The 25,056-nt window shown below is 59.6% G+C and carries 24 protein-coding genes and 4 pseudogenes; 17 read left to right on the top strand and 11 right to left on the bottom strand.

What is annotated here, in order from left to right; translation table 11 throughout:
- Positions 1-323: hypothetical protein (locus GA0061098_RS36450; RefSeq protein ID WP_347337553.1), on the top strand; the 323-nt coding region annotated here is incomplete at its 5' end.
- A gap of 121 nt (positions 324-444) precedes the next feature.
- Here the strand turns inward: GA0061098_RS36450 and GA0061098_RS36445 are convergent.
- Positions 445-1,158, bottom strand: coding sequence for a hypothetical protein (locus tag GA0061098_RS36445; RefSeq protein WP_091966188.1), 714 nt, complete (start codon positions 1,156-1,158; stop codon positions 445-447).
- Between the two features lie 847 nt (positions 1,159-2,005).
- Between GA0061098_RS36445 and GA0061098_RS47525 the strand changes: the two genes are divergently transcribed.
- The 5 genes and pseudogenes from GA0061098_RS47525 (at position 2,006) to GA0061098_RS46460 (ending at position 4,741) form a co-directional block, all read left to right on the top strand.
- The gene (locus tag GA0061098_RS47525) at positions 2,006-2,518 is read left to right on the top strand and encodes a helix-turn-helix domain-containing protein (protein WP_129591028.1); all 513 of its coding nucleotides are present in this window, start codon (positions 2,006-2,008) and stop codon (positions 2,516-2,518) included.
- Positions 2,519-2,803: 285 nt separating this feature from the next.
- Positions 2,804-3,241 (top strand): hypothetical protein, encoded by a 438-nt coding sequence (locus tag GA0061098_RS36435; protein ID WP_129591027.1) that lies wholly within the window; start codon positions 2,804-2,806, stop codon positions 3,239-3,241.
- 370 nt (positions 3,242-3,611) lie between these two features.
- On the top strand, positions 3,612-3,770 hold the full coding sequence (locus GA0061098_RS47520) for a DUF1192 family protein (RefSeq protein WP_129591029.1): 159 nt from the start codon (positions 3,612-3,614) through the stop codon (positions 3,768-3,770).
- Between the two features lie 291 nt (positions 3,771-4,061).
- Positions 4,062-4,283, top strand: a complete 222-nt coding sequence (locus GA0061098_RS36425; protein ID WP_091966184.1) for a hypothetical protein — start codon at positions 4,062-4,064, stop codon at positions 4,281-4,283.
- A gap of 51 nt (positions 4,284-4,334) precedes the next feature.
- Positions 4,335-4,741: pseudogene (locus GA0061098_RS46460) on the top strand (hypothetical protein).
- Between the two features lie 118 nt (positions 4,742-4,859).
- Here the strand turns inward: GA0061098_RS46460 and GA0061098_RS36415 are convergent.
- Positions 4,860-5,444 carry an ATP-dependent DNA ligase gene (locus tag GA0061098_RS36415; protein ID WP_091966183.1) on the bottom strand — a complete coding sequence of 195 codons (585 nt, stop codon included), beginning with the start codon at positions 5,442-5,444 and terminating at the stop codon, positions 4,860-4,862.
- A gap of 893 nt (positions 5,445-6,337) precedes the next feature.
- A complete protein-coding gene (locus GA0061098_RS36410; protein ID WP_091966182.1) occupies positions 6,338-6,562 on the bottom strand; it encodes a hypothetical protein in 225 nt (74 codons plus the stop codon).
- Positions 6,563-6,842: 280 nt separating this feature from the next.
- Here GA0061098_RS36410 and GA0061098_RS45715 point away from each other — a divergent pair, with 280 nt between their 5' ends.
- Together GA0061098_RS45715 and GA0061098_RS36395 are read left to right on the top strand one after the other, a co-directional pair.
- Positions 6,843-7,052 (top strand): hypothetical protein, encoded by a 210-nt coding sequence (locus tag GA0061098_RS45715; RefSeq protein WP_129591025.1) that lies wholly within the window; start codon positions 6,843-6,845, stop codon positions 7,050-7,052.
- 1,055 nt (positions 7,053-8,107) lie between these two features.
- Positions 8,108-8,896 carry a hypothetical protein gene (locus GA0061098_RS36395; RefSeq protein ID WP_091966200.1) on the top strand — a complete coding sequence of 263 codons (789 nt, stop codon included), beginning with the start codon at positions 8,108-8,110 and terminating at the stop codon, positions 8,894-8,896.
- A gap of 264 nt (positions 8,897-9,160) precedes the next feature.
- Here the strand turns inward: GA0061098_RS36395 and GA0061098_RS46455 are convergent.
- Positions 9,161-9,366, bottom strand: a pseudogene (locus tag GA0061098_RS46455) (hypothetical protein); the annotation flags it as partial.
- A 30-nt stretch (positions 9,367-9,396) separates the two neighbouring features.
- Positions 9,397-9,765: a hypothetical protein gene (locus GA0061098_RS36385; RefSeq protein ID WP_091966180.1), complete on the bottom strand. Its 369-nt coding sequence runs from the start codon at positions 9,763-9,765 to the stop codon at positions 9,397-9,399.
- Between the two features lie 162 nt (positions 9,766-9,927).
- On the opposite strand from GA0061098_RS36385, the gene ku reads away from it, so the two are divergent.
- Both ku and GA0061098_RS47080 read left to right on the top strand, forming a co-directional pair.
- Complete coding sequence (ku, locus tag GA0061098_RS36380) at positions 9,928-10,854, top strand: non-homologous end joining protein Ku (RefSeq protein ID WP_091966179.1); 927 nt, start codon at positions 9,928-9,930, stop codon at positions 10,852-10,854.
- A 22-nt stretch (positions 10,855-10,876) separates the two neighbouring features.
- Positions 10,877-11,002 carry a hypothetical protein gene (locus tag GA0061098_RS47080; protein ID WP_283808024.1) on the top strand — a complete coding sequence of 42 codons (126 nt, stop codon included), beginning with the start codon at positions 10,877-10,879 and terminating at the stop codon, positions 11,000-11,002.
- Positions 11,003-11,163: 161 nt separating this feature from the next.
- On the opposite strand, the pseudogene GA0061098_RS46450 reads toward GA0061098_RS47080, so the two are convergent.
- The 3 genes and pseudogenes from GA0061098_RS46450 to GA0061098_RS36355 all read right to left on the bottom strand — a co-directional run bounded on the left by GA0061098_RS46450 (position 11,164) and on the right by GA0061098_RS36355 (position 14,565).
- Positions 11,164-11,434 (bottom strand): annotated as a pseudogene (locus tag GA0061098_RS46450) (hypothetical protein).
- Between the two features lie 719 nt (positions 11,435-12,153).
- Positions 12,154-13,059: a ferritin-like domain-containing protein gene (locus GA0061098_RS36360; protein WP_091966198.1), complete on the bottom strand. Its 906-nt coding sequence runs from the start codon at positions 13,057-13,059 to the stop codon at positions 12,154-12,156.
- Positions 13,060-13,560: 501 nt separating this feature from the next.
- Positions 13,561-14,565, bottom strand: a pseudogene (locus tag GA0061098_RS36355) (IS110 family RNA-guided transposase).
- 234 nt (positions 14,566-14,799) lie between these two features.
- On the opposite strand from GA0061098_RS36355, the gene GA0061098_RS36350 reads away from it, so the two are divergent.
- The 4 genes from GA0061098_RS36350 (at position 14,800) to GA0061098_RS36335 (ending at position 16,510) form a co-directional block, all read left to right on the top strand.
- Complete coding sequence (locus GA0061098_RS36350; RefSeq protein WP_091966178.1) at positions 14,800-15,099, top strand: hypothetical protein; 300 nt, start codon at positions 14,800-14,802, stop codon at positions 15,097-15,099.
- Positions 15,100-15,224: 125 nt separating this feature from the next.
- Complete coding sequence (locus tag GA0061098_RS36345) at positions 15,225-15,623, top strand: response regulator (protein ID WP_091966197.1); 399 nt, start codon at positions 15,225-15,227, stop codon at positions 15,621-15,623.
- Positions 15,624-15,635: 12 nt separating this feature from the next.
- Positions 15,636-15,953 carry a PilZ domain-containing protein gene (locus GA0061098_RS47510; protein WP_091966177.1) on the top strand — a complete coding sequence of 106 codons (318 nt, stop codon included), beginning with the start codon at positions 15,636-15,638 and terminating at the stop codon, positions 15,951-15,953.
- Between the two features lie 374 nt (positions 15,954-16,327).
- Positions 16,328-16,510 (top strand): alpha/beta fold hydrolase, encoded by a 183-nt coding sequence (locus GA0061098_RS36335; protein WP_091966176.1) that lies wholly within the window; start codon positions 16,328-16,330, stop codon positions 16,508-16,510.
- A gap of 1,068 nt (positions 16,511-17,578) precedes the next feature.
- Here the strand turns inward: GA0061098_RS36335 and GA0061098_RS36320 are convergent.
- The 3 genes from GA0061098_RS36320 to GA0061098_RS36310 form a co-directional block, all read right to left on the bottom strand.
- A complete protein-coding gene (locus GA0061098_RS36320) occupies positions 17,579-19,975 on the bottom strand; it encodes a peptidase domain-containing ABC transporter (RefSeq protein ID WP_091966173.1) in 2,397 nt (798 codons plus the stop codon).
- 3 nt (positions 19,976-19,978) lie between these two features.
- Positions 19,979-21,229, bottom strand: a complete 1,251-nt coding sequence (locus GA0061098_RS36315; RefSeq protein WP_091966172.1) for a beta-barrel domain-containing protein — start codon at positions 21,227-21,229, stop codon at positions 19,979-19,981.
- 130 nt (positions 21,230-21,359) lie between these two features.
- A complete protein-coding gene (locus GA0061098_RS36310; RefSeq protein WP_091966171.1) occupies positions 21,360-21,563 on the bottom strand; it encodes a hypothetical protein in 204 nt (67 codons plus the stop codon).
- A 790-nt stretch (positions 21,564-22,353) separates the two neighbouring features.
- Between GA0061098_RS36310 and GA0061098_RS36305 the strand changes: the two genes are divergently transcribed.
- The 3 genes from GA0061098_RS36305 to GA0061098_RS45355 form a co-directional block, all read left to right on the top strand.
- Entirely contained in the window at positions 22,354-23,031 is a 678-nt protein-coding gene (locus GA0061098_RS36305; protein WP_245323808.1) for a sigma-70 family RNA polymerase sigma factor, read from the top strand.
- A gap of 128 nt (positions 23,032-23,159) precedes the next feature.
- The gene (locus GA0061098_RS36300; RefSeq protein ID WP_091966169.1) at positions 23,160-23,723 is read left to right on the top strand and encodes a hypothetical protein; all 564 of its coding nucleotides are present in this window, start codon (positions 23,160-23,162) and stop codon (positions 23,721-23,723) included.
- Positions 23,724-23,796: 73 nt separating this feature from the next.
- Positions 23,797-25,056 (top strand): hypothetical protein (locus GA0061098_RS45355; protein WP_208610711.1); only part of this gene is annotated, 1,260 nt, incomplete at its 3' end.

Raw genomic sequence — 25,056 nt, 5'->3', positions numbered from 1 at the left:
CTTTGGGGGACATTGCGATGGCTAAGCCTTCCGTTTCCCGTGACGCCTTTCGTGGGTTGTTCGCGTTCTATGCGGCCAAAGCCCACCATGATCATAACGGCGTCGCCGAAGGCCGGCTCCTCAAACTATTTGGATCGAGCGACCACATCCCCGATCGTCTGTTAGACTTGTGGTCATCACGGACCGAGCTGATTGACCCTGAGGCTGTTGGCAAAATAATGTCACCGCTCGCTCATCAGATCTTGGACGGCGACGCACAATATAACCACGCCAGCGACTTCTTGCATCGACTGTTGCGAGAGTTGGACCGAGACGTCCACTAACAGCCGTCGCGAGAATGTCCGCTCTTAGGTCGCCGTTTGCTGTACCTAGGCAAACTCGGCGCGAGACTCGCCTTGGCGGCAAGGTGTCCTGCCGAGCGCAACGCGCTTCAGGAGCGCAATCTTACCGGATGCCAACCGAGCGGCTCGTGCTTAGGATGGAAAGCATCCCTAGCATCATCAGCAGTACGCCGAGCCAAGTTGCCGTCCGGCTCGTCGCCTCGCCATCGGCTTTAGCGAGGCGTACGCCGACCGGAACGCTCTGAAGTTCGGACGAAGTTACCACATTGTTGGCCGGCGCGGCCGCTAGAAGTTGTTCAACGTCGACTTGATTTTGGTTCTGTCCGAAGGGCATGGTCTGGCGACTGTGCTGGGCAGTGAGAGCGGCCGATGCCAGAGCAGTGCTTGTACCGAGATCAGGGTCAGCATCAGCTACCTTGAGCTGTGCGCGAGGCGGCTGAGAAGGCAAGGCGGGTGCGGAACGCAGCAACTCCGCGCGCGCATCGAGGACCCCGCTCTGCCTGGGCCGCGCGGTCCCCCTCTCGGCTAAACTGGCCGTGGCAGGTTTGGGGGCGCGACGAGCGATCTTCTTCACTTTCGCGGTGCCCTCGGTCAGGAACCAGCATTTGCGATGCCCGTCCAGTCGATAGACCCAATGTTGGCCGTCGGGAGCCGAGTTGCCCGGGCGTCCCACGCATTCTGCTTGCGGTGGAGAAGTCACCGGAGGTGGGGCTGCAGCAGTGTTGAAGAGATCCGCAAGAGGATTGGAGGACGCAGGCGCCGTGAGAGTTTCAAGAAGAACGAAACTGACGAAGCACAATCGCAAAGAACCGGACATCGAAAACTCCCGGTGTTGCGCCCACCCGGGATGACCCTTTGCACCGACCTAGGCAGCTATACGGCCCAAATCTGGCGGTGCGATGGATTCATTGTGCTCGTGCCATGGGTGCGAATGCAGGCCGGGCCGCCGTCATCCGGTTTCTGGGGGCAATCAACTTCAATCGGTATAAGCGCGTGGTCGGTCGGTTTCGGCAGTCTCGTTTGACGCCAAGCAACGTCGCGCCCGCTCGATCTGTGCGTCGGTAGCGCCATGATTTCGAGCGTACATCTCGGCGACGGCTGCCGAGTATTTTGCGACGTAGTATCTGACCTCACTGCAAGATATGCGCGTTGTGGGCCTGTGGTGACGGGAAGCGAAGGCATCGGTCCCCAGCGGCATCAGCAGCAACGCAACAGTGGCCCCCGCGCGTACAATCATTCCCCGCCCCTAGGTTTTGTCTGCTTCGTGCAGAAAGGAGGACTGAGTCGCTCACACGACGCAAATTAACAATCGCGCACCGGTCAAGGTGCCGGGAAACTGTTGCTCCAATGCTTCGGTGTTGCGGACAAAGGCTGCAGATGCTCGTGAACGATCTGATGCGGTTGCGCCAATGTCGAAGCGGGGACGCGCGATCGTTGCATTGAACGGTAGCTATCACCGCCGAAGGACTCTCCTTCTCCGCACGGCCTTCAGGATGCGCCGACCAATCCTTCTCGCGTTCGCGGCTCGCCGGCGCCGCCGGAGTGTCTGCACTTCCGCAGATGGTGCGATGAGCCCCTCGACCCGTTCACGTATAATAGCCGAGTAGTTGTAAACCTGACCTCGAATACTTGTTACTGCCTCGAACAATGACTATTGAAACAAAATGCAGGCGGCAACGGGAAGAGTACCCGGACCCCGCCGGAGCCGCGCCAAACGTCGCGAATGCATCATCGCATTTTGCGCTGCCGCACGACTCCGGCCGCTACAGGGCAAAGCGGAAATTGCCTTCGCATCTGCCGCTGGGTTTATGGGTACACGGCTAAACTTTCCTGGCTTATTCACGCGCTCTGGCGCGAGACGCTGGTGGATGCCGCGATCCACTGCGATGGACTGCAAGCCTTGCCCGCGACGCGCGCTCACGAGTGGGGCACTCATCTGCGAGCTTGCGGCCGCGGCTGGAAGTCTTGGGATTGCTGGAGGGCGCCGGCTTTTATGTCCCGTCACCCAGCAGCACATCGCGGATGCCTGCGGTTTATCCGTCGTGGATGCCAATTGCGCCATCCAGGAGCTAAGACAACTTCGACTCGTTGAGTGGGATAGACGAACGTTGACGCTGCTCCGACGGGAAAGAGCTGGAGGAACTGGCGGACTTCACGCCAGAGTATCTCCATCTTAGCAATGAAAGGCTTCGACAGCCTAGCTTGCGACAGAAGGGCTAATGAGCCTTGAACCTATTCCCTGTCCGAAGGAAGAGCGCACTTAGCGGATGCGAGACACGAGCAAACACGGAGTTCAGCCTTCCGGGCTCTCTGGTTTGTCGCCTGGTCGAGAAGATATCGTGAGGCGGGGTGCTGCGGCGCAAAAAGTTCGAAGAACTCGACCTGAGCAAGTCGCACCGATCCGGTTAGAAACAAACCGGCAGCCGCATAGTTGAGCCGAAAACTCTCTCGGAGCATGAGCCATGCGTGTGTCAGCAATAGCTACTCTTATTTTCCTTTCGTCTGGTTTTGTTTCCGGCTTCGCCTTCGCCCAACAGCAGGAAGCCGCGCCGGGATCGAACGAAGCGCAAACTACTCCTGTCCAGCCAGAACGTACACCACAGCAGTCTGAACAAGTGCGGGAGCAGGATCGTAAGAGCGCCGAAGACACCCGTATCAAGCGAGATTGGACGGCGCAGCAGCGGGATGACGATCGGATGGATATGGACCGCATGCGTCAGCGACACATGGGACGGGAAGACATGGACCATCGCACCACAGGCGGCAATTGGCGAATGCAGCGCGACGACGATGATATGGGCCGTCACTCGCGATACCGGGACGAGGATAGACCGCGCCGCCGGATCAAGATTTGCTTCGAATATGAAAATGGTGACGAATTTTGCCGCTACCGGGACTAGGCATGCTGCGCCCGGACACACCTCCCCAGGCAGCTTCGTGGAGTTGACGGGCGGTCAGCGAAGAACCGCTGCTTCAAACTGCGAACAGGAACCTCGGTCTGCAAAGATCAATTTAAGCCCAGCACACGGGTTGGTTAGCTCGGAGGCGTCTACCGACTTAAACATTGATGAGTCTCAACATATGTCAGTGCAGCTCCGCGTGTGCAGCGGGCATTGTCGACTCACATTGACGTGGCGGACATCCAGCTTGACCTAGCGGTTGTTGGGGCGCCGCTGGCCTATTGGGTTGCAAAGTCCTCGCTTCAGGACTCAAAGTTAGTGCCCGCGTCCGAGCAGACCTCTCTACCAAGATGTTGATCGGGCAGGGCCCATCGCGCCGACCCGCAGAGGTGCCACCTCTCAGCAGAAGTCGCTTTCCGAGATGTCTCGCGATGAACTTGCCGACTTCATTGCGAGCAACCAAGCAGAGATCGACAGGATTGAGGCCCAGCTGGCGTCGCGCGCGAAGGACGAGTCGTATTTGGGCTAGACTGCTTAGATCAGGGCGCCTTGAATCTTTAGGGGGCGCTGCGCCGGCAGCACGCACCCATTTGGTTTAGAGCCCAGCACTGCTCCGCCCGGGTGTCCCCCAGATCCCAATGTAGATAATTGGTCGAGCCTCGACCAAGCTGTGGCGATAGTTAGGGACGTTGGACAAGCCATTACACCGTACCGTGCGCATGATGCAGAGCAATAGAAGGTATCTCACTGGCGATTGGGTCAGTTAGGAACGAGCGATCGCATTCCACATTGCTTGTGATGTGCAATCGGGAGTCTGAGCATGGCAGTGCAAATCGTGATGGATCATAGCGGCGACAGCCGGCACTTCTTCGACAACTCCAATGCAGAAGCGTTGGTAGAGGCGGAGAAGCTTTTTGTGCAATTTACCAACAAAGGCTATACCGCGGCGGTGCGGAAGGGGCCTGGTGAGGTAACCAGGATCACCGCGTTCGATCCGGCCGCCGAAGAGACATTGTTTTTCCCGCGGCTCGTGGGCGGGTGAGGACCAGTGAAGAGAGGGTTTGGGCGCATCGGCCCGTGGACTTTTCGGAGCATGGCTGTTGGTACGCTTTATCAAGCAGCAAAGGAGGAGAAAACGGTTCAGGCTCGCGCGCTCCGACTGCTGCGTTCTTGGCTTTCGCCCCAGCAAAGGCTCGAGTTCGAGAGGAAGGGGTACTTCGACGTCGTGGGGTGCGATACCGGAAGCGGTACCGCATCCGGCGGGGCACTTCCGGCAACGTCAACGAGATCGACGAATATGGGCGGCTCGGCACAGGCTGGTGCTTCGTCCCATTGGGTAGCTTGGTCGAGGGCGATGTCATGTTAGCTCAGAAAGTGGCTCTTGAGACAGACGAGGAACGCGCCTTGAGCATCGCCAATCGCTTCCCCGGGCCGATCAGATGGCGCCGACCCGGTACTCGCCCCTCAGAGGGGAGAATTGCGCTCGGACGCCCTGAATAGTTGAGGGCGCCCGACCGTGCAGTAGGACGGCTGTCTCCAAGGGCGACCCTTGCAGGAGACAAATGTCAGGCGGGCTGGGGCGGGCCGGAAGCAATCTTTTGATCTGCGTGCGAGACCGCTAAAGCTCGCGCTCCATGGCGGGGTGGCTCCGGTTCTTTACCTTGACCCAATGCTTCTGCCGGCCGCCACGGTACGGCCGATCGCGATGTTTGGAGACTAAGCCCTCTAGGCCCATGCGGCACGCCGCCTGGAAGAGGTCGGGACCAATCTCGCCGCGCTCGAACGGTGCCATCGTGATCCCGTCGGGTCGCCGTGCCAATAGCCTCTCTAGGTTTGTCTTACGGAGGTGCAGAGGTAGAGTGCGCAAGTCGTCGCCGCCCATCGCAAGAATGTCGAAGGCGTATAGCCGAACTTCGTGATCATGCTTGCGGCTGTGCAGCGCGTTGAAGTCGGAGACGCCGTCCACCCCAAGAATTACGGCCTCCCCATCGATCACAAAGCGCCTTTGACGGTTCTTCAGCGCCGCTTCAGCAATCCAGGGATAGTGCTTCGTCCAGTCCGTTCCGTTGCGAGAGAGGAGGCGCACGCGCTCGTTCTCCCGGATAACCAGCATCCGGTAGCCGTCGTGCTTCACCTCATGAATCCAGTCCGGCCCGTTCGGGACCTGCTTGCTGGCGGTAGCCAGGCAGAGCTCGTACGCCATACGCATAGGCCGAAGATAAGATTTCCCGCTGACTTTACGAGTTGGGAACAGGTGGCAATTTGATGAGCTGGATCTTCCCTCGGAGCAGTCCCCGACGGCCTCAGCTCCCGCCGAGCCGAGGCCGTTCATTTGGTTTACGCTGGCAACCGTCCCGCGTCTCGAAGTAGAACGCTGCCGGGCTCGAAATGAATGTCCCGGCAGCATTTATTCTCCAACTGAGCCCTGAAATCCCAGTTGGCCTAAGCTTAGCAATGACCGTGCCACAGGTTTGTGACAGGAAATAGCAAACGGCCTCGAGCAGTTCCGGTGCTGGCTCGGATGCTGAGGCCGTTCGGCGCAGCCTCGAAAACAGGCGCGCGCTGCTTATTTTTCCCGACCGTGGCCGGATTCGCAAGGAATACTTGGACCAACTGTACATTATTGCTGCCGGTTCACGCGGCTGGCCTCTGTCGGTTTCAGAGGCGCGGCTTGTCGGCAGGCGAAGCAGTAAGCGAACGTAGCACTTGTTCGGCTTGCTCCTTGGTTAAATTGGCCGCCCAACCGGTCCCGATCATTGCAGGGCCTTTGCGTTCTCGATCGTAGACCATCCAACCCTTGCCTCCCATTCGAACGAAGAATCGGTTGGGCGGTGGTATTTCGTCAGGCAATGAAGTTGCTCCCCATGTGCCCTGCACCTAGGGAGTGTATCAGCTTGATTCATGAATGTCGGGAAAACATTGCAACGCACCCGGTGGGGCCGGTCACGATTGAGTGCGAAATGAGTGGCTCGATGCCCACAAAAATGGCCCCAGCTCCGTGGGGCAGGGTGCCGGAGCTGGGGCTGCCGGAGTGTCCTGGGGAAATGGCATCGGGAAAACTAGGCAATATGCCAAGCGTCCTGGCACTGCCTCAGGTCACCGGTTCTTGTCGGGTTTGTCATTGGGGCTGCCGTCACCCCCGCCATTGCCGTAGCCATTGTTGCCACGAGGGCCATGCTTCAAGCCGCCGCCGGAATGCGCGATGGCTGTGCTAGTCAGGGACGTCGACAGCAATGCTGTGATGGCAGGGGGAGTTACAACGGCGAACTTGCCGCAGGTCTTCAGAAATTCCCGCCGATCGTCATCTTCTTGTTCTGCCATTCCACCCTCCGAGAGTTGCGCGGCTGATATAATTATTTAATCCACAATTAAATATATTAAATAGTTAATAGGTTCAATCACGATATGGAGAGGAGATTTCGGCGCGGCGCTCCGGCTGCCCCAGCCGCTGTTTGGAAGGCTGGGGCACCAGCCAAGAGAGGTCACCTGTCCTTCGGCCCGGGGGATTCACGTTCCTCACGGCGCAGCCGGGCGCGCCGCTCCAGAGCTGCGCCCGTGTTATTTTTTTGGCACCTTCGCCCCCGGGACGTATTTGCTGCTCATGGACGACAACGATGCTGACAGATACCTCCGCCAAGCAAACGCCTGTCTCGAGGAGGCGCAGAGGGCAACGCGTGTTGCCGACAAGGAGGCGTGGCTGAAGCTGAGCGAAGAGTGGATGGCATGGCGGAGAAAGCGCAGCGGGAAAGCTCTTATGAGCATTGAAACGGTGAAGGATGCAGCGGGTTCACATTGTTCGGGTGATCACTGACCGCGGCGAACGCCAGATATGGCTTGCGGCAACCGCTCGGGACGACGCAATCGACGCGGTGCTCGATGCCATCCCTGAGGGGTGGACGGCTAGCCTTGTTGATCGGGAGCTCGGCGCCAGCGAGGTGGCGGCGTTGAACATGCAGCCTGGGGAAGTCCGGCAACATAAGGTGTCCTAGGTTCACTGGTCGCGAATCCCGCTTCCCGGTTTGTTCGCATGCACCACAACCTAAAGACTAAATACGGTTGTACAGGAACAGAAGTAGACGGTCGGCTGGAACGTGCGCCCGCGTGTCAGCATTACTGACGCATGCCGCGCTATTTCTTCCATGTGACCCACGAACGCCACGAACCTGACTTGAGGGCGAGGAGCTGCCCGACAAGCACGCCGCTTGCGCCACGGTGACGGCTGGGCAGATACTCCAAGGCCTCGACGGGAAGCTAACGCCGGACCGTGGATGGCGGATGGAGGTCGTGGACGAGTTCCAGAACACCCCCTACGTTCTCCACATCCACGCCGAGAAGCCACGGTAACTGCGCACCAGCTTCTTCAATCGCTGCTGCAATCCTTGAGGTCGCGGGCTGGAAGCCCTGCTCGACCTCGCCGGCATATACCAGCTTGCCGCCGTGATCCCGGCCCACATAGACGCCGTCGAAGCGATCTCCTTGATCTTGAAGTGGCGATCGTCAGCGTCTCGCCGTGCGCTCAGGTGCGAGAGCCGTGCAGAACCTTCCGCTCTAGAGGCACTCACCGGTCACGTCTGAGGCTCTTGGGCGGCTCCAAAAGCTCTTCCGTATTATGCAAAAGAGCACGGCACTCCGGTCATCCGTAAATTTGTAGTTCCCCGCCTCTGAACATACTTCCGCCTCCTCGACTGCGTTAAAAACGCCAGTACAGCTCTGGGGTGAGCCAGTAAAAAGACGACGTGACGTGCAGCTCCAGAAGGCTTCGAAGTCTCAAAAACCATCTTGAGTCGTTTGAATGTTAGCTCGCCGTACCGCAGATGCGTTTATCGCTCTCAGGCGGGTGCCATTGCATTTGATATGGAGCGCCAAATGGATTCCGCGCTGGGCGACAAGCTCGCGGAAGAGCAAATCACGAAGAGCCTGGAGGAGCAGTTTTCTAAACTGCTCAACCCAGCGCGCGAAGAGGAAGTCGGTGCTTTGGCCCCGCCGACGTCTCGCGCCACGCCAGCAACGGTTCATCGCTCGGCGGGTCGGCGCTACATTGTTTTCGGTTCTCTCTTGGCAGCATCCATTGGTGTCGCTGCGTGGCGGTGGTCACCCTCCGTTGATACGGCGATGGTGGCTCCCTCAGACTCGGGACATCTGACTCAGGCCGCGCCGCACGCTGCCATGCCGACTGCAGTTGCCCTGTCTTCCGAGCTTGCGCGGCAGCTCCAACCGATGGCGCACGATCTCGCTGCCTTGAGGCAAACGGTCGAACAGCTCGAGGTGAGGCAAGAACAATTGGTCCGCGACAATGAAAGTTTCGTGAGCCAAATCAAGGCGACCCGGGAAGAAATGGCGCACAACAACAGTGCCATCGACCAGATCAAGGCGTCCCAGATCCAGATGGCGCGCGACAGCCAAACGCTCACCGAGCGGCTCAACGCAAAACAGGAACAATCCGCCCACGTCATCGCCAACGCCTCAGAGCCCAATGTGATGCCTGAAGAGCCAAAGGTGAGCCCCGAAGAGCCAAAGGCGATGTCCAAAATACCACTGCCGCGGACGCGGCAGTCGGCCAATGTAGCCCAGACGCAAAAGCCGGCGCCAACCCCGGCGCTGCCGCAAGCCAAAAACCCGCAGCCATCATTGGCATGGCCATGGTCGGTGCGCTAGAGCGACCGGAATCGAGCAACCGGGCCCGGCTAGTGCCCGATGACCCCTCTACATAGCTCTGCTCGTTCTGCTCGGCGGGGGTGAGTGGGGCGATGTTTGCAGGTCCTCGCGCAGGCCCTTGAAGCAGGCGGCTCGAAATACATCGCGCCCGATCTCGCCTTCGAAAGGCGCCATGATGATCCCGTCCGGCCGGCGAGCGAATAGCTGCTGCACCTGTTCTTGCGCACGTAGAGGGGCGGGGAGCGCAGGTCGTTCGTTAGGACGGTCGATCGGTCCACCATCGGACCACATCCGCTCGTTCCAAAATTCGCAGAGCAACTTGTCGGCCTCGGACCAGCGCCTCACCTTTGGATCTAGCCTCCGCTGATTGCGTCGTGAGAATCGTGGTCATGGCGGTCGCGGCTGAGTTCTTTTGCGAGAGCCTTGCGGTCGCCTCCGGAGAGCGGAGTCGGGTGGTGCTTCGGTGCCATGGCAGCATCCATCTCCGGCCGCGCCGGCGACTACTCGAACGCAGGCCAGCAACCGTCTTCCTCATGACGCCCAGTCCGTTGGGTGCAGGTGTTGTCCAACAGGCGCCGCCCGACATCCTTCCAGAGCGCCTCTTGGCCATAGAGGCGCATGGCGTCGACCTTCTGGATCTCGACCACCCTCGCACAGCGGCGGCACCCGACCCTCAGAAGATGCTGAGGAATTTGGCTGAGCCGCAGCGCCGCTCCGGAGGCGACCGACAGCGCCTCGGCGCGAGGGTCGTCCAGCAGCGCCTGCCAATATTCCGCGGGTAAATCGGCTTCGGGAGGCAATTCGGGCCTCTGCGGCACGTTTCTGCCGACGAGAGCGGCCAATTTGTCCATCTGCTTGGGTGTCGGCATGCGCCAGCTCGCGGGTCGGTTCGTCGCTGAATTAGAACATAAAGAGAACAAAAGAGTCGATAGTGCGCGGAAAAGATTCCGGGCGGGCAGGGGCAGTGCTGTCGGAACTGGGCGCGCTTATTCGTCTTGAATCAGGCGTTCCGAACCGGAGTTCTGCGTAACATGGCCCCGCGCGCCAACTGGAAAGGCTTCCTGCGTCTGTCCCTCGTCACCTGTCCGGTGGCGCTCTACCCGGCGACCTCGGAGAGCGAGAAGATCTCGTTCAATCAGCTCAATCGCGGGACCGGCCATCGCATCAAATACCTGAAGGTCGATGCGGACACCGGCGACGAGGTCCAGAACGAGGACATCGTCAAGGGTTACGAGGTTGAGAAGGGCCAGTACATCGAGGTGTCGAAGGAAGAGCTCGAGGAGATCGCGCTGGAGTCCACGCGCACCATCGAGATCGACGAGTTCGTCGACAGGTCCGACATCGATCCCCGCTACCTGATCCGCCCCTATTACATCCGGCCGGACGGCAAGGTCGGGCACGACGCGTTCGCGGTGATCCGGGAGACCATCCGCCAGATGGACAAGGTCGCGATCGGGCGGGTCGTGCTGACCAACCGCGAGCACATCATCGCGCTGGAGCCGATGGACAAGGGCTTGGTCGGCACGCTGCTGCGCTATCCCTATGAGGTGCGCAACGAGCAGGAGTATTTCGATGAGATCCAGGACGTGAAGGTCACCAAGGACATGCTCGACCTCGCCACCCACATCGTGAACCAGAAGGCGGGGCGGTTCGATCCCGAGAAGTTCGAAGACCACTACGAGAGCGCGCTGATCGATCTTATCAACCAGAAGCGCGCCGGCAAGCCGATCACGCCAAAGTCCAAGCCGGCGGCGGGCAACGTCGTCGATCTGATGGAGGCGCTGCGCCGGTCAGTCGGCAAGGAGGCCGCGCCAGCGAACGCGGCCAAGCCCGCCAAGAAGCCGAAGAAGGCGTTCGCGGGCCAGAAGGAGATGCTGCTGCCCATCGCGGGCAAGAAGCCTGCGAAGGAGGCGGCCGCGAAGAAACCCGCCACCAGGCCGCAGCGGAAGTCGGCCTGACGCTAGTGGTAGGAGATTTCGCATGGACATGAAGGACGCCTCAGCGATGACGGAAGCCTCCGGCCTGGTGAACGACCCAGAAGGCGCGGAGTTGGCTGTTGCGGCCACGATGAATACTGAAGCGAAAACGGCCGCCGACTTGCGATGACTGCGCCCTTCTCGAGACGTCGCCCTGCGCTTGGCGGATCGCTTGCGCGAGACAGCGATGAATGCCCCGCTGCGTTCGCTCTTGGCCGCCTTTTTGGTTGGAGTCTTGGTCGCGCGCCGGCGCTAGGGTGAAGTCGTTCCGAGTTGTCGGAACCGTTTCGCTCAGTCCTCGGGACCCCTTTCGCTCGCGGCGCACTCCGGGCACGTGTCTCCGATGGAATCGAGCACTTCGAGGATCGCCGCGACGGCATGATCCGTCGAGACGCCTGCCGGCGGATATTTGCAGGCGAGACTGCTCTCTGGCGGGCGTCGGGGTCCGCAGGTCCTCCAGCCGTGCTCCTCGCACTCGCGGATGGCGCCGGCCTCCTGCAGCACCGAGATCGCCCAGCCGCAACGTCCGGATCGCGGGCCGCCTCTCCTTGAACATCAGCATCGAAATCGCTCCTTGGGCCACATACGCCATCTACGAACAGAGGGATGCCCCCGCTGCAGTCACCGGTCATAAGTGCTTCCCTGCCGCTGCTAAGCGCACGCCGAACTCTCTCAAATGTCCGCGCCGGCAAGCAACTGAGAACGCCGATCGCTGGGGCTCATTAATCACAAGAGTGGCGACCTAACCGCCATCGCCGTTGGATGAGATCGGCGCGACGCGTACGTCAGGCGTTTTGCCCTAAACCTACGACGAAAGTTTTTTAAACAGCCGTTGATGGAACGGGCGCAATTTCCACCTCGTTGGTCAGAGTGAGTGTTTGACGAAGAGGAGGAATGCAAATGAAGAGGATGATCATTGCACTTGCTGCTATCGCCCTTATAGGGACAGCGCCCGCCGTATTGGCGCAAGGCGTATCGAGCAAGACGCCGGGTCACGAGATGCAAACCAAAGGGTCTAAGAAAGGCCACCCGGGCGCATCTCGATACTCTCCGGGACACGAAATGCACGCCAAAGGTAGCAAGAAGGGGTATCCTGGCGCATCCCGTTATGCTCCAGGCCAAACTACAGGCACGAGCTCGAAGAGTGGCTACTGACGATCATCTCGCAATCGCGATCGCAAGAGGCGCAGAGGCACAAACCGGCGGCCCTTTATCTGGTTATCTGGGCGCTCGGAGTTTCGGCCGGCCGCCCAGCTCGGCTGGCCTGTTCGCTGTGGCGGCCTAGGTGGTCTTGAGCACGCCGTTCATTCCGTTCGGATAGAAGCCACCTTTGCTAACGCCTTGCTGCTCGGTCAAATAGACGATGTGCAACACCTCCTGGGGCGTGCGGCGGAACGCAATGGCGTCGGGCGTAGACGGCACGACGTTGGCTTTGCCGTTCATCCGGATGCCTTGGTCCTTATCCTCTTGACCATCCACTTTGTCGCGAGCGTCCGAGATCGCGTTGGCCGCATTCCAGGCCTTTTCGCCCATCAAATAAAGCTGCGAGCGCGCCATGCCCATGTGGTAGGCCTCGACCGCCAGAAGGCCGGCCGCCGCCTCGACGAACTCCTTGCTCTTGATCAGCGGCGCGGCCCCAGCATAGGCGGTCACGCCCACGTCCTCAAACAGCATGCCACCGAGCAAGACGCTCATGTCATCGGCAAACGGGTCGAAGTCGGCAGGGAGGCCGGCTGCAAGCGCAGCTGCCTTGAAGCCCGCATCGAAATCGATGGCCGGGCGTGACACCGCCATCCTGCCCAGCGTCTTGCGATAGAAGCGCACATGGGCAAGCTCGTTCTCCGCCAGCTCCTCGACGAATTCGCGGATTTCCGGCTTCTGGAACTTGGCTTCGTGTCCGCCGACGACCCGCGCCGCATCAGAACCGGCATCGCTATCGTCGATGCCTTTTCCCGTTGTGGCCCGCAGATAAAACTCAGCTTCCATGTATTCCAGATTCAACGCGAACTGAAAAATATCTTCATCCTTCACTTCGGGAGCATGGACTCCAACGCCTGTAGTCTCCTGGTGCTTCGGCTGTGCCTTGTGCTGTGCATAGGCGGCGGGAAGCAGAAGACCGCTCAGCCCGAGGACCGATAGGCCGGCAACGGATTGCCGTCGGGAAATACGCGACCGCTCCACGTTCATGGCGAACCTCCTTTTCATGGTGATTGTGACGCGCTTTCCGGAGCGGAAATCGCAGTCCGCTGTCGGCCGCTTGGGGGCGCGTGATGCATCACAAACAGGAGGAGCTTGCGTCCGTTCCTGCTTAGCGCAGCTTTCTAGTGACTACTTGAGGGACGATCCCCGATGCGGAGTGGTCCGACGTCAGCAACGGGTCACAAGCGGCCTTCAACGGCCATCACCGTGAAGGCCGCTACGGGCCATGTGTGGACGGCTCCGGGTTGGCAAGGAGAATCTTCACTTTGCGGCGTTGGTCGGAGCGGCCATGTGTTCGGCCTGTTTGCGCGGTTCACGTGACCGCTGGCCATAATGCCCTCCGCGGATCAGGTCCCGATCAAAAGCACGCATTCGGAGATGCCGTGGCCCGTGTGGGTTGTCCTGATCGCCGGATCGACCGGCGCTGCATTAAGTGCTGTTCGTCCTTCCAACCGTTACGTCACACCGGCATGCCCGGCGTAATCTCGTTTACGCCATGAGAGCGGCGGGTTCCTTGTAGCGTTCGTTCCTCGCCATCATCGCCAGGCTATCCTGGCGAGCTTGTTGGCAAGCGCTATGGCAGCGACCTTAGTTGCTCGCCGCGCCAGCAATGCGGAGAGCCAGGGTCGATGCCCCGTTCCGTGGATCTTGGCATAGCGGATCACGGCGAGTGCGCCCGCCGTGAACAGGCTGCGCAAATAGCGATCGCCCTTCTTGCTGATGCTGCCAAGCTTGTCCTTGCCACCGCTCGAGTTCTGCTTCGGCACGAGCCCAACCCAGGCCGAGAAGTCTCGCCCCGATCGGAACGCCTTGGCATCAGCGACGCTCGCGACCAGCGCCGTTGCCAGCGCCGGACCGACACCAGGGATCGCGTCCAGTCGCTTGCTCGTCGCGCTCGATCGATGCCAGGCGACAATGCGCCTGTCGAACTCCAGGATTTGGGCCTTCAGCCCCCGCAGTTGACTGCCGAGAGCAGCAAGACATGCGCGGGCCACCTCCGGGAGCCGGCGGTCAGCTGTATCGGCGACGACTTCCAGCAACTGCTCGACACCCCGGCGCCCGACCGTGGCGACAATCCCGAACTCGGCAAGATAGGCACGGATTGGGATGAAGAGGTGGCGCGCTCGGTGAAGCATCAGACAGCTCTGTTGCTCGACCGTCTTGGTCGGCACGAACCGCATGTTGGGTCTCGTGACCGCTTCGCAAATCGCCTCCGCGTCGGTGCTGTCGTTCTTTTGCCGCTTGACGTACGGCTTCACATAGGCCGGAGGCATCAATCGAACCGTATGTCCCAACGCCTGCAACTCACGGGACCAATAATGCGATGATGCAAGCCTCGATACCCACCAGGCACGGCGGCAACTTCTCAAAGTAGGACAGCACGAAACGGCGCTTGAGTTGACGCCGTATGACCACTTGCCCGGCTGCATCGACGCCATGCACTTGAAAGACCGACTTCGCAATATCCAGACCGATCGTCGAAATTGACTGCATAGGCTGCTCCTCCGAATCGTGGGAGCCTAAAAAACGGCGCCCATACCTTGGCACCCTCGTGCCGGTGGAGGAGCCGTCCACAGCATCAGAAGCAGACGGCCCACGCGGCAAGCTCATCTTCATCTTTGGTTTCTCTCGCCTGGACTCGCCTTAGTACCAACTTGCCGAATTTTCCCGAACGTGGTTACGACTTCTTAGTTGCTTCTTCCTACCTTGCGAGGCAACGGATTGCCCATGCGTCAAGACAAAGAACAAGAAAGCCGACGGGTCACCTTTGAGCACCGCTTGCCAGCGCAAATGATGGCGATCGATGGCACCTGGCGTCGCTCGTGTAGCCTCAAAGATGTGTCTGAAGTCGGCGCTACCCTTCAAGTTGAAGCGACGATTGAGGGGCTGGCCTTGAAGGAGTTTTTTCTTCTGCTCTCCTCGACGGGACTTGCCTATCGCCGATGCCAGCTTGAGCGAGTGAATGGCGAGGAATTGGAGGTCAGCTTCCTTCGCCAAAAGTCTAAAGCGACGAAATCTCCGGCTTAATCCGACACACATCGCGCCTGCCAAACATCTCGCATGCCAAATTTTCCCGGACAGGGAACCTTTTGCTTCTGTGCACTTTGTAACATCCTGCGAAAGTGTGCGTAGTGGGGGAAGCCTTGACGGAAATGCCATCCATCCTTGTCATCGAGGATGACGACGCGATCCAGAGCCTTGTTGAGGATGCGCTGAACGAGGGGGGCTTCGAGACCGCTGTCGCAAGTACCGGCGAGGAAGCCGTGCCCCTCCTTAAAGGGGGGCTCGTTACATACCGCGGCCTCGTGACTGACATCAATCTGCTGGGAAGGTTCAACGGCTGGGAGGTAGCGCGCGCAGCCCGTGAGGTCGATCCGAGCTTCCCCGTGGTCTATATGTCCGGCGTGGCCGCTGACGAGTGGCTGGTACAGGGCGTTCCCAACAGCATAATGCTTCGGAAACCGTTCGCGCCCGTGCAGCTCGTGACGGCAGTTTCCCACCTCCTCAACGGCTGCTTGAGTCCCAAAGCACCAGACGGACCCTCCGGCTAGCTTGGTACTCAGATGGCGCGATTAATGAAAAAGATGAACGGCCCTCGGGGAAGTATCCCGATGTTAGAACGTCGTGCCTCAAAACGGCTTTCAGTCAATCAACCCGCGCTGCTCCGCTTTCGTGGCATTCGCGGAGTTCATCCATGTGTTGTGAGAAATCTCAGCGAAGAAGGAGCCTGCCTAAGCTCTCCGATTCGCATTCTCGCTGATGAGCTTGACCTGTCGGTTGACGGGTTCAAAAGTACTCTGAGGTGCCAGGTTGTGTGGAGAGACGAGCATCTGTATGGCGTAAAATTCCAGGGCGGCAAACACACATGTGTCCCCTTGTGATGCGGCCTTGGCGCGGGCCCTAAGCAGCACTCTCCGCAGAGCAACCGGTGTGCTGGCCTGCGGCCTCCTGAGGGACAACGCCCGCATGTCCGTTGAGGGTCACAAGCAGCGGTCATGGCAAGCGCGGCCCTGGTCCGTTCTGCCGCCGATCGCCGACATGGCAACGGCCTCTACTTTGTTCGGCTAAGGGCCAACAGGCGACAATTCCCGGCTTGGCCTGATATGAAGGAGGCCGCCAACTGAGGCGGCCAGGCCGACTGGTTCAGCGAGCTCCAGCGCATCTCGAGTTCGGCCGAGGACGCCGCGCGCAATCTTCTGGCGAATGGCGAAGTGGAAATCAGTGCGCTGCTGCCGCAGGTCAAGGTGCCCTCGTGATGCATTGCCGCAACGACGCACGGGTGCCGTTTGAGGCGGGTCGCCGGCTGGCCGCGGGAATTCCCGGTGCCCGCTTCGTCCCGCTCGAGGGCCGGAATCACATCATGCTGGAGGGCGAGCCGGCTTTGGCGCGCTTTCTCGACGAGTTGCGATCATTTCTTGCCTCCGATACCAAACACTAAATTCATTTTGGGCCGGTACGGCAGGCCTGTCTTGCCAACCGAAATGCGCCTCGCGTTTCCTTGATGTCTACTGTGTCCTTAGCAGGCACCCCAGCCGCATCGGTTGATGTCTGCTTCCGGGGTGAAGCCGACATAGCTATGAGGCCGGGAAATATCGCCTTTTTGTGTATGGTCCGGCCGTACATTGCAAGAGTCGATCTGGTGGTAAGTGGTCTTGCATCAAATCCGCCAATGGGAACGCGCGCGCGCTGAAATCCATGATGGCCCGGAGCACATGCTCCAAGCAGAGGCCGTATACACTAGGTTTCAGAGGAGTCGCGCGAGCCCTTTCCTGGTTGCTCGTCGTGATCGCGAAGTTGTTCGAGCCTACTTTCGAGCAGCTCCTTCTTAGCCGCTATCATTGCGGCCAACACTGAATCAACGTCTTGGTGCAGCTCCCACAACTCGTCAATGGACATATCCTGAAGCTGCTGTCGGTCAATCATTGCACTGGAACGCCTGTCTCGAACGGGATGCCTAGGCTTGGGTCTTAGGACCGTCCATTATAGAACTCGCCGGAACGTCCTGATATTAATCTGTGCTTCTCAACCAGTTAGAGCCTTGACCCACTGCTCTGGAGAAGCTCAGGCTTAACTCGCTTCTTGGCCGACATACGCGGTGGGCATCCTCTCTTGCTTTCGGCCACCCGGCGAACGAACTCGCTGTAGCGGTTGACACTTATTTCTAGTCGGAAGCCGACAATCTGGATGCACCGCCGCGCAAATTTGGCCATGCGCACCCGCATGCTGAAGCTGCGGCGGGATGCCTTTCGCAGCCCAACTCTATCAAGGGGACTGTGCTGGTGATCTTCCATGGCGAGACCGAGCTTGGCGGACCCAATTTGCTCCGCGCGAGCCTCGTCTTCTCTGGTCACGACGTTATGGAGACTGCCTTCCGGGATGTGGCCATCGCCGGATTAGGCAGTCTCGCGTTTGGTCGGCCGATGATGCATCCGAGCGCGTCTTCGAATGATATCGAAGCGAGTGCGCCGTGCAACTAACCCGAAGATCCGGAGTGCGCGAGACGAAATCAGCATCGTGAGAAGTCGATCTTGGCCAGCGCTTCACCCGGGTTATCGGCTTTGCTGCAGTCGTCGGACGGCTTGCAATTGCAGTCTTTCGGCGGCTGGCCGTCGTCCTTGCGTGGATGGCAGTCGTCGTCCTTGGCGTCCTTCGAGCCAGGATCGCGCTTCGTGCAGTCGCCCGTGGCATCCCCGGGGCAGGGATCGTGGGCGTGCGCGCTCTCGGTCGATTTCGCACCTTCGGCGGCAAAACCGGTGACTCCGACATCTCGCTCAGGCGCCACTGCTGGTCTGCCGCTTGTCATTCCGACCCGAAATGGCTCCGCCGCCGAGCCAAGATGGATGATCAAATCTGCTCCGTGAGTAATTTCGGGTCGGTGCGCTACGCTCACGCGCGTCATGTTCAGGTGCCGGAGATTCGCATTGACTTCTTTCTCCTTCTCGGTATCGAGATGTGCCGTGCCCTCGTCCAGAAACAGGATCTTTGGTCGGCGATAGAGGGCGCGGGCAAGCAGTACTCGCTGTTTCTGCCCGCTGGAGAGCGAGCTTCCCATGTCGCCGATGAGGCTGTTGTAGCTCATCGGCATTGCCATGATGTCGTCGTGGATGCCGGCAATCCGCGCGCAATCGATCATCCCTTGCAGATCGAATGTCGTATCAAAAAAGCAGATATTGTCGGCAATCGACCCCGACAGCAATTGATCCTCCTGCATCACCGCGCCAATCTGCTCGCGATAAGCACGCGGCCCAATCTGGCCCAGCGGAAGGCCGTCGATCAGAACCTCTCCGCTCGTTGGCTCGAGTAGCCCAAGCATAATCTTGAGAAGAGTTGACTTGCCGCAGCCCGAGGGTCCCATGATCGTCACGAATTGTCCGGGAGCAACGCACAGATTGACGTTGTTAAGAATCAGAGACTCTCCTTCTGCATACCGGAAGCAGACGTTGCGCAGTTCGATCTGGCCATGAATCTGTCGGATATACGACAGGTCTCGGTCGTGCCCCCGCTCGAACGGGGTGAGCGCAATGTCGGCAAGACGCTCCAGGTGCAGTCCGAGAATACGGAGGTCCACCAGCTTCTCGATCAGCAGCGCTGTCCGTTCAGCGAACTGCAGCTTGTAGCTGACGAACGCGAAGATCATGCCAACCGTGATGAGGTTGTCTAGTGCGAGACGAGCGGCGAGGTAGATCGTGATTACGTTCTCCAAGCCAAATATCGTGTCGTTCATTGCTTTGAAGCTGATCCTCGCCCGACCTAGCCGCACGTTGGCATTAATATACGCAGCATAGCGGTTCAGCCACTGGCCCTCCCGCTCGTTCTCTCGGTTGAGCAACTTTAGGCTTTGCACCGCTCGCACGGTTTCGATGAAGGTGGAGTTCTCGTCTGCCTTACTATGAACCGCGGCTTCGCTCCGTTGCCGGAACATCCCGAAAAGAGCAAGCCGCAGGGCGGCATACAACGCGAACGCCAGCAGGACGACAATTCCGAGCTGGACGCTGTAGGTGAACATCAACACCAGCATCAACACCGACATGAGACCGTCGATCAGCCCCGTGATCAATCCCTCCGCGAGCACGTTGCGGATGGGCTCGATCGAGTTGAAGCGAGACAGGATGTCGCCGATGTGCCGCTTTTCGAAGAATGAGAGTGGCAAGCGCACCAAATGATGAAACAGCCGCGCGCCGATTTGAAAGCTCAACGTGTTTTGCAGAACAAGAATAATGAACGAGCGGGTCGTGGTCGACGCGACCCGTATCAGGAGAAGGAGCGCGAATCCAAGCCCGAGCACGACTAGGAGATCGACATCCCCTCTGGCGATGACCTCGTCAACGGTGAGCTGCATATAGAAAGGGGCGCCGAGCAGAAGAATTTCGATGACCACAGACAGAACTAGTATTTGGGCGAGAGCACAATTGTTTCTGTTCATTCCGCTCCAGAACACCGAGAACGGCAGTCGCACCCTCTCATCTGTGCGGCAGAACGTTTCGGTGGGTGAGAGTTCGAGCGCGACCCCGGTTAGATGTCTAGATGCTTCAGTGAGGGGAAACCATTTTTCGCCGGCTGCCGGATCGTGCACCACGATCCCTTTCCTCCTGTATGCTTTCAGTACAACGAAATGAGCCATGTCCCAGTGCAGAATAGCGGGCAAACGCAATTGGCAGAGATGGCCGATCTCGATTCGCAGCGGCCGACATGCCAGCCCGAGGTGAGCTGCAATCTGCATGAGGTCGCGAAGAGTGACGCCCTTTAGGGACACTGGATGCCTGCGCCGCAGGCAGTTCAAGTCAGTTCGATGACCATGATAGGAGGCTACCATGGCGAGGCATGCGAGCCCGCATTCCGTTGCCTCCGTCTGCCTGATGACCGGTAGGGATCTGCGGCCGCTGAAATTCAATAGTCCCTGCATGCGCTACATCCTTGCGCTTAACACCGGGTCAAGCAGCCATCTCATCAGGGAACGCTGCTCAAGGATAACGTCGGCCCTCAGCAGCATGTCCGGGTGAAGTGGCATCTTACGGCCGTAGGCGTCGATGTCGGGCCGCTCGAGAGCCGCAGTTACACGGTAAGCCGGTTCCTTGAGGGAGAACGGCCCGGTCGTTTCGTTGCCGGTCAGAATGGTGTGAGAGACTTTTGTCACCCTGCCGCGGTAAGTGCCGAATTTCTGATAAGGAAATGCATCGTAAAGAATCCTAACCGGCTGGCCGGGGCGCACAAATCCAAAAGCGCGCGTCGGGAAGAACAGCTCCGCCTGCAAGTGCGCATCCAGCGGGATGATTTCGAGTTGCATATGCCGCGGATCCGCCATCTGGCCCACAGTCGCCTGCAGCGTGGACACGCGCCCGCTCGTTGGCGCCCTGATGACGTAAGCCTGCCGCCCATTCACCTCAGCCACGCGCTGTTCGATCGAGGAGAGCTCATTGCGCAGTCCCCGGATCCTCTCTGCGGCAACGGTTGGGAGTTGCTCGAGTGTATGCCGAGCGTCTGTCAATTGGGTGCGTCGCGCGGTGATCTGCTGATCGAACGACACCACGCTCTGCTTCTGCTCAAGTGCAGCCTGCTCGCGGCGTTTCAGTTCAATCGGTGGCAATGTGCCGCTTGCGGTTAGCTTAGCGCCGGTTGCTACGAAACTCTCGGAAAGCTTCAGTCGCTCGTTTTGTATGTTTCGCTGGTCCTCGAGTTGAGCAATCTCTCCTTCTATCCCTCTGATGGTGGAAGCGAGGCGATCCTGTTCCGAGGCGGTTCGGCGGTCTTCCGCGTCGATCTGGCGCTCGACCACATTTCGTTGCTGCGTCAGCACTGCAAGTACGGTGGCATTGACGTCATCGCCATTGGCGGTGATTTGGGACGTGACCACGGTAAGGAGCGGGTCACCTTCCGCAACCTCTTGCCCCTCCCTGACTTGTATCGCTTTGATGAAACCCTGTTGAGGTACAAAAATCTTAGCTGTGCCGGAGGTCGGCGTGAGATAGCCGGAGACGGTCTCCTTGCGGGCGTATTGTGCGATGGAGAGAAAACATAATATGAGTATGACGAGCGTCACCAGGCTCCAACTCAGGAGCATGCTCGATAGCGGCTGTAGCAATACGACCTCACCCCAGCTGTGGCGCTGATGCAAAAAGTCGACGGCTTCCTTGCGAAATAGAGCTGGCCGAGTCGCCATAGACGCACCTTGCTGTGCTCTTATTCATTAGCGCCGCGCGGAGTAGCTTTCTCGCCGCAGCAAGACTGCGAATGGATACCGGAGAGCCGCTTCCCCTCATGGAGAAGCGGTTCGCCGACTCATTTTGGCTTTACCCAACGAAGATTTGGGACTGGTACTGCTTGGAGAACAAGCCAACCTGAACTTGGTTTCCGCTGAGAACATTGATGTCGCCAGTTCGGATCAGTGATCCGCCATCATGGCAGCCACCACACGAGCTGGTGCCTGCGGCTACAAGGTCGAGCTCCTCATCAGACAGCTCGATAGGGTTCGCAAGATTGGTCATCTCTAGCATGTTGGTCTCCTTTCGATTAAGTGGCGGAACATTGATGTAACGTTTGCCACGTCACCACTAGCTGTAAGATGCCATTCTGGATGCACGGTCGCGCAAATTTTTTGAGCGGTACGTGTTTGACGCTCGTCGCATTGTGACTTTTGCAGCGTCGTATGCGGGGAGCCAGTGGCGGCTTCGTCGCAGTGAGTGGACATTCTAATTTGCTGGATGTTCTGCGCGGCTGAGATGCGTTATGCCTCTTCCGAAGGAAAGCGCGTTGGCAAGGCATGCGCGAGCTTGGTCCAGGAAGCGCCTCGGCGTATTTCGACGACTGCACTCATCGCGATAGCTGCCCAAGTCGCAGCGCCCGTTGGGCGCGGCAACACCCCGAGCCGTCGCAGCTGGTCGCGTTGCTCCCGGTAGGTTGGATGGAGGCGGGAATGTGTGGGATTGGGACTAGCTTTTCTTGAAGGTACTTCGAATGCCCCTCGATGGCGTTACTCGGGTAGTCGGATCAGATGCGTGCTCTGAAGTGATAACCGAGACTTAGCGACCATGTTGGCGACTCCCATTTCTCGGAGTCCGCTCGAGGAGTTATGTTGCTGCTCTCAGCGGCCCACCTGCCAGCGAGCACGACTCGCTATAGTCCGCCTGCACCCTGACGACCAGGTCGCCGTTTGGCTATTAGGACAAAATTTGAAAACTCGGGGAACGAAGTCGATGCTGCTGACTTGAGTTCGCCGACAGCCGATTTCGTATTTTTTTAAAAGAAGATCATTTAAATGCATTTTTAATGCAGGGTATTAAATCCATGGTGGTGGCCCTGCGGGTGAAAGCAGTCAGTTTTTTGCCATTCAGTGGTGACTTCGGCATGCCCCATCAATGCGTCGCTTTAACGAACGCCAAGCCTTGCTCCGGCGCAGCGCGGCCTGGCAATTATTTCAATCGCGAGACGCCGCTTAATTACGAAACCGCTCTGCTGGAGTGCGCCTCCGGATCGCAGTCGGCCGTCGGCAAGATCTACGCCCGGGAAAAGGAACAATTGCGCGCGATGGCGCACCGGATCGTACACGACAGATCGCGTTCCGAGGACGTTATCCACGACGCGTTCGCGCAGATTCTCCGATATGCGAAGGACTTCGATCCTGCGCGCGGATCCGCCCGGGGCTGGATCTACGCCATCGTCCGGAACACGGCGCTCAAGATGCGGCAGAACGCGAGGCGCGAACTCGCGCTCGAGGACGATGCTCTGAATGCCATCTGCGCGCGGGAACAGATCGTTCCGAATCCCGCGTCCTGTATTCCAGACAGCATGACGCTGCGAACGATGCTCGATCAACTCGAGCCACAGCGCCGCGCCAGCCTACTTCTCGCGATCGTCGATGGGCGCACGCACGAGGAGATTTCCGAATACCTCCGGGTTCCTGTCGGAACCGTCAAGGCGTGGATTCGGAGAGAGCTCGTGGCCATGCGCCGGCAGCTCGAATGAGGCGTGAACTTATCTTTTTTGCCGCTGCATCCAAAGGCGTGCGTCGGCGACAGTAAGGTGACGGCGTGGTGATCCGGGCAAATGCACGTGCCCGTGACCGTTGCAAAGCGAAAGCGAGGATCGAAGCCATGTCCATCCTGAGCAGCGTTACGAGCATTCTCGGGCTCATAAAGCTTGCGGGAACCGGCGTCCCACCCCAGGAATGCACGTCAACCAAGCCCGAAGACTGTGGCGATGGCAAGCAGTCAAAGTGGAATGACGATCACAGCGGTAACGACGCGTATTCAAGCGGGGACGGCAAGGACAATTATTCCACGCTTGGTAGCATGGACGCCTACCTGAAAGACGGCAAGGGCAACTACCCAGAGCACGACGCCTGGAAGGATGCCAAGGCCGGCGAATATCAGCCCAAGGACCATTGCGACCTCGGGCCGGCTGGCGATGGCAGCAGGGGCGATACCGATCGCAGTCCAGGTGACGCGCTGGCCAAGTTCGACTTCTCCCAGGGTGAGTTCGCGGGTGATTTCAGCTCGCACAGTCCCGACCATTCTGGTGACATACACTGCGCGCTCGCTTCGATGTCTTGCGACGATGCGCTTGAATACGCCATCGGTCTGATGGGCCCAACGGATCACTTCAACGTAGGGCATTTCGACACGGCGACAGATACGCCGCACGACACGGACGCCTGACATGCCGAAGAGACCCGACTGGCGGTGAATGCTGCCGGGCGAGAGTGGTTTTTGAACGAGAAAGGCGCCGGTCATGCAGCAGGTAGAAAAGCGCGAACTGTTCGAACAAGAGCGGAAGATTTTTGAAGCCGGAGTGCAGCGTGCTGACAAGCGATCGGGCTCTTTCAGTTTCTTGACCTGGTCGTTCTTCATTGCCCCGCTGATTGCCTGCGAAGAGTTTCTTGCTGCCCCATTCAAATCCGCCCTGGCCGAGCACGAAGACGCGACAGCGGCACATGCAGGTGCGGGGCCGCAACGGACGAACGGCGAGCTGCCTTCGAGCGATCCCGCGAAGCCGGGCGCGGAGGATGAGAGGCCCAAAGGGCCGGCCGCTTCGTCGGAGACACATGGGGGTCAGCTCGATCCGGCCAGCCTCCCGGCGGAACACACGCCCAGGCCGGGCACCGGTGGTGGCGAAGCGGTTGCCGTTGCAAGCTATGGGGGTGAGGGCGGAGGTGGCGAAGATGCAATTTCTTTCAAGCACCATGCTCGCACCTCGGCCGATGCTAGTCGCGTCAGTTGCGGCACCTGGGGGTCGGCAGATTCCGACTTCGGAAACACCGAATCATCTGGTGGGGCAACGCTCGAATCCATTCGGCCTAATGTGCTCTACGAGTCGTTTAGTCCGTCGGTTGTCAGCTCCTTTCCTGTGCTTGGAGATCTGTACAATGAAGTGGTGGTAGGGATTACGCCGGTCGAGGCGATAGTGCCGCCGGCGCTCGCGACCGCGAGCGACAGCGTCAGCACGCTGCCCAACGATGTGGTTGGCGCAATTGCGCCGGTCGCGGCGGCGCAGCCGACGTTCACGACCTTGGCCGACACGGTCACGCTGCCCGACGACGCGGTTGGAACGATTGCGGCGGTCGAGGCGGCGGTGCCGCCGGCACTCGCGACGATGACCGGCGCCGTGAGCATGCTGCCCAACAACGTGGCCGGCGCGATCGCGCCGCTCGAGGCGACGGCGCAGCCGACGCCCACGACGTTGGCCGACACCGCGGGCACGCTGCCGGACGGCATGGTTGGTGCGATTGCGCCAGTCGAAGCGGCGGTGATGCCGGCACTCGCCACGGCGACCGACACCGCGGGCACGCTGCCCAACGACGTGGCCGGCGCGATCGCGCCGCTTGAGGCGCTGCCGCCGACGCTCGCGATCTTGGCCGACGTGGGCAACCTGCCCGATGACGTGTTTGGAACGCTTGCACCAGTCGCTGCGGCAGTGCCGCCGGCACTCGCGACGGCGACCGACACCGTCAGCACGCTGCCCAACGACGTGGTTGGCGCGATCTCGCCAGTC

Source organism: Bradyrhizobium shewense (assembly GCF_900094605.1).
GTDB lineage: Bacteria > Pseudomonadota > Alphaproteobacteria > Rhizobiales > Xanthobacteraceae > Bradyrhizobium > Bradyrhizobium shewense.
The sequence above is the reverse complement of the archived record's forward strand: the minus strand, read 5'-3'. Positions and strand labels throughout refer to the sequence as shown.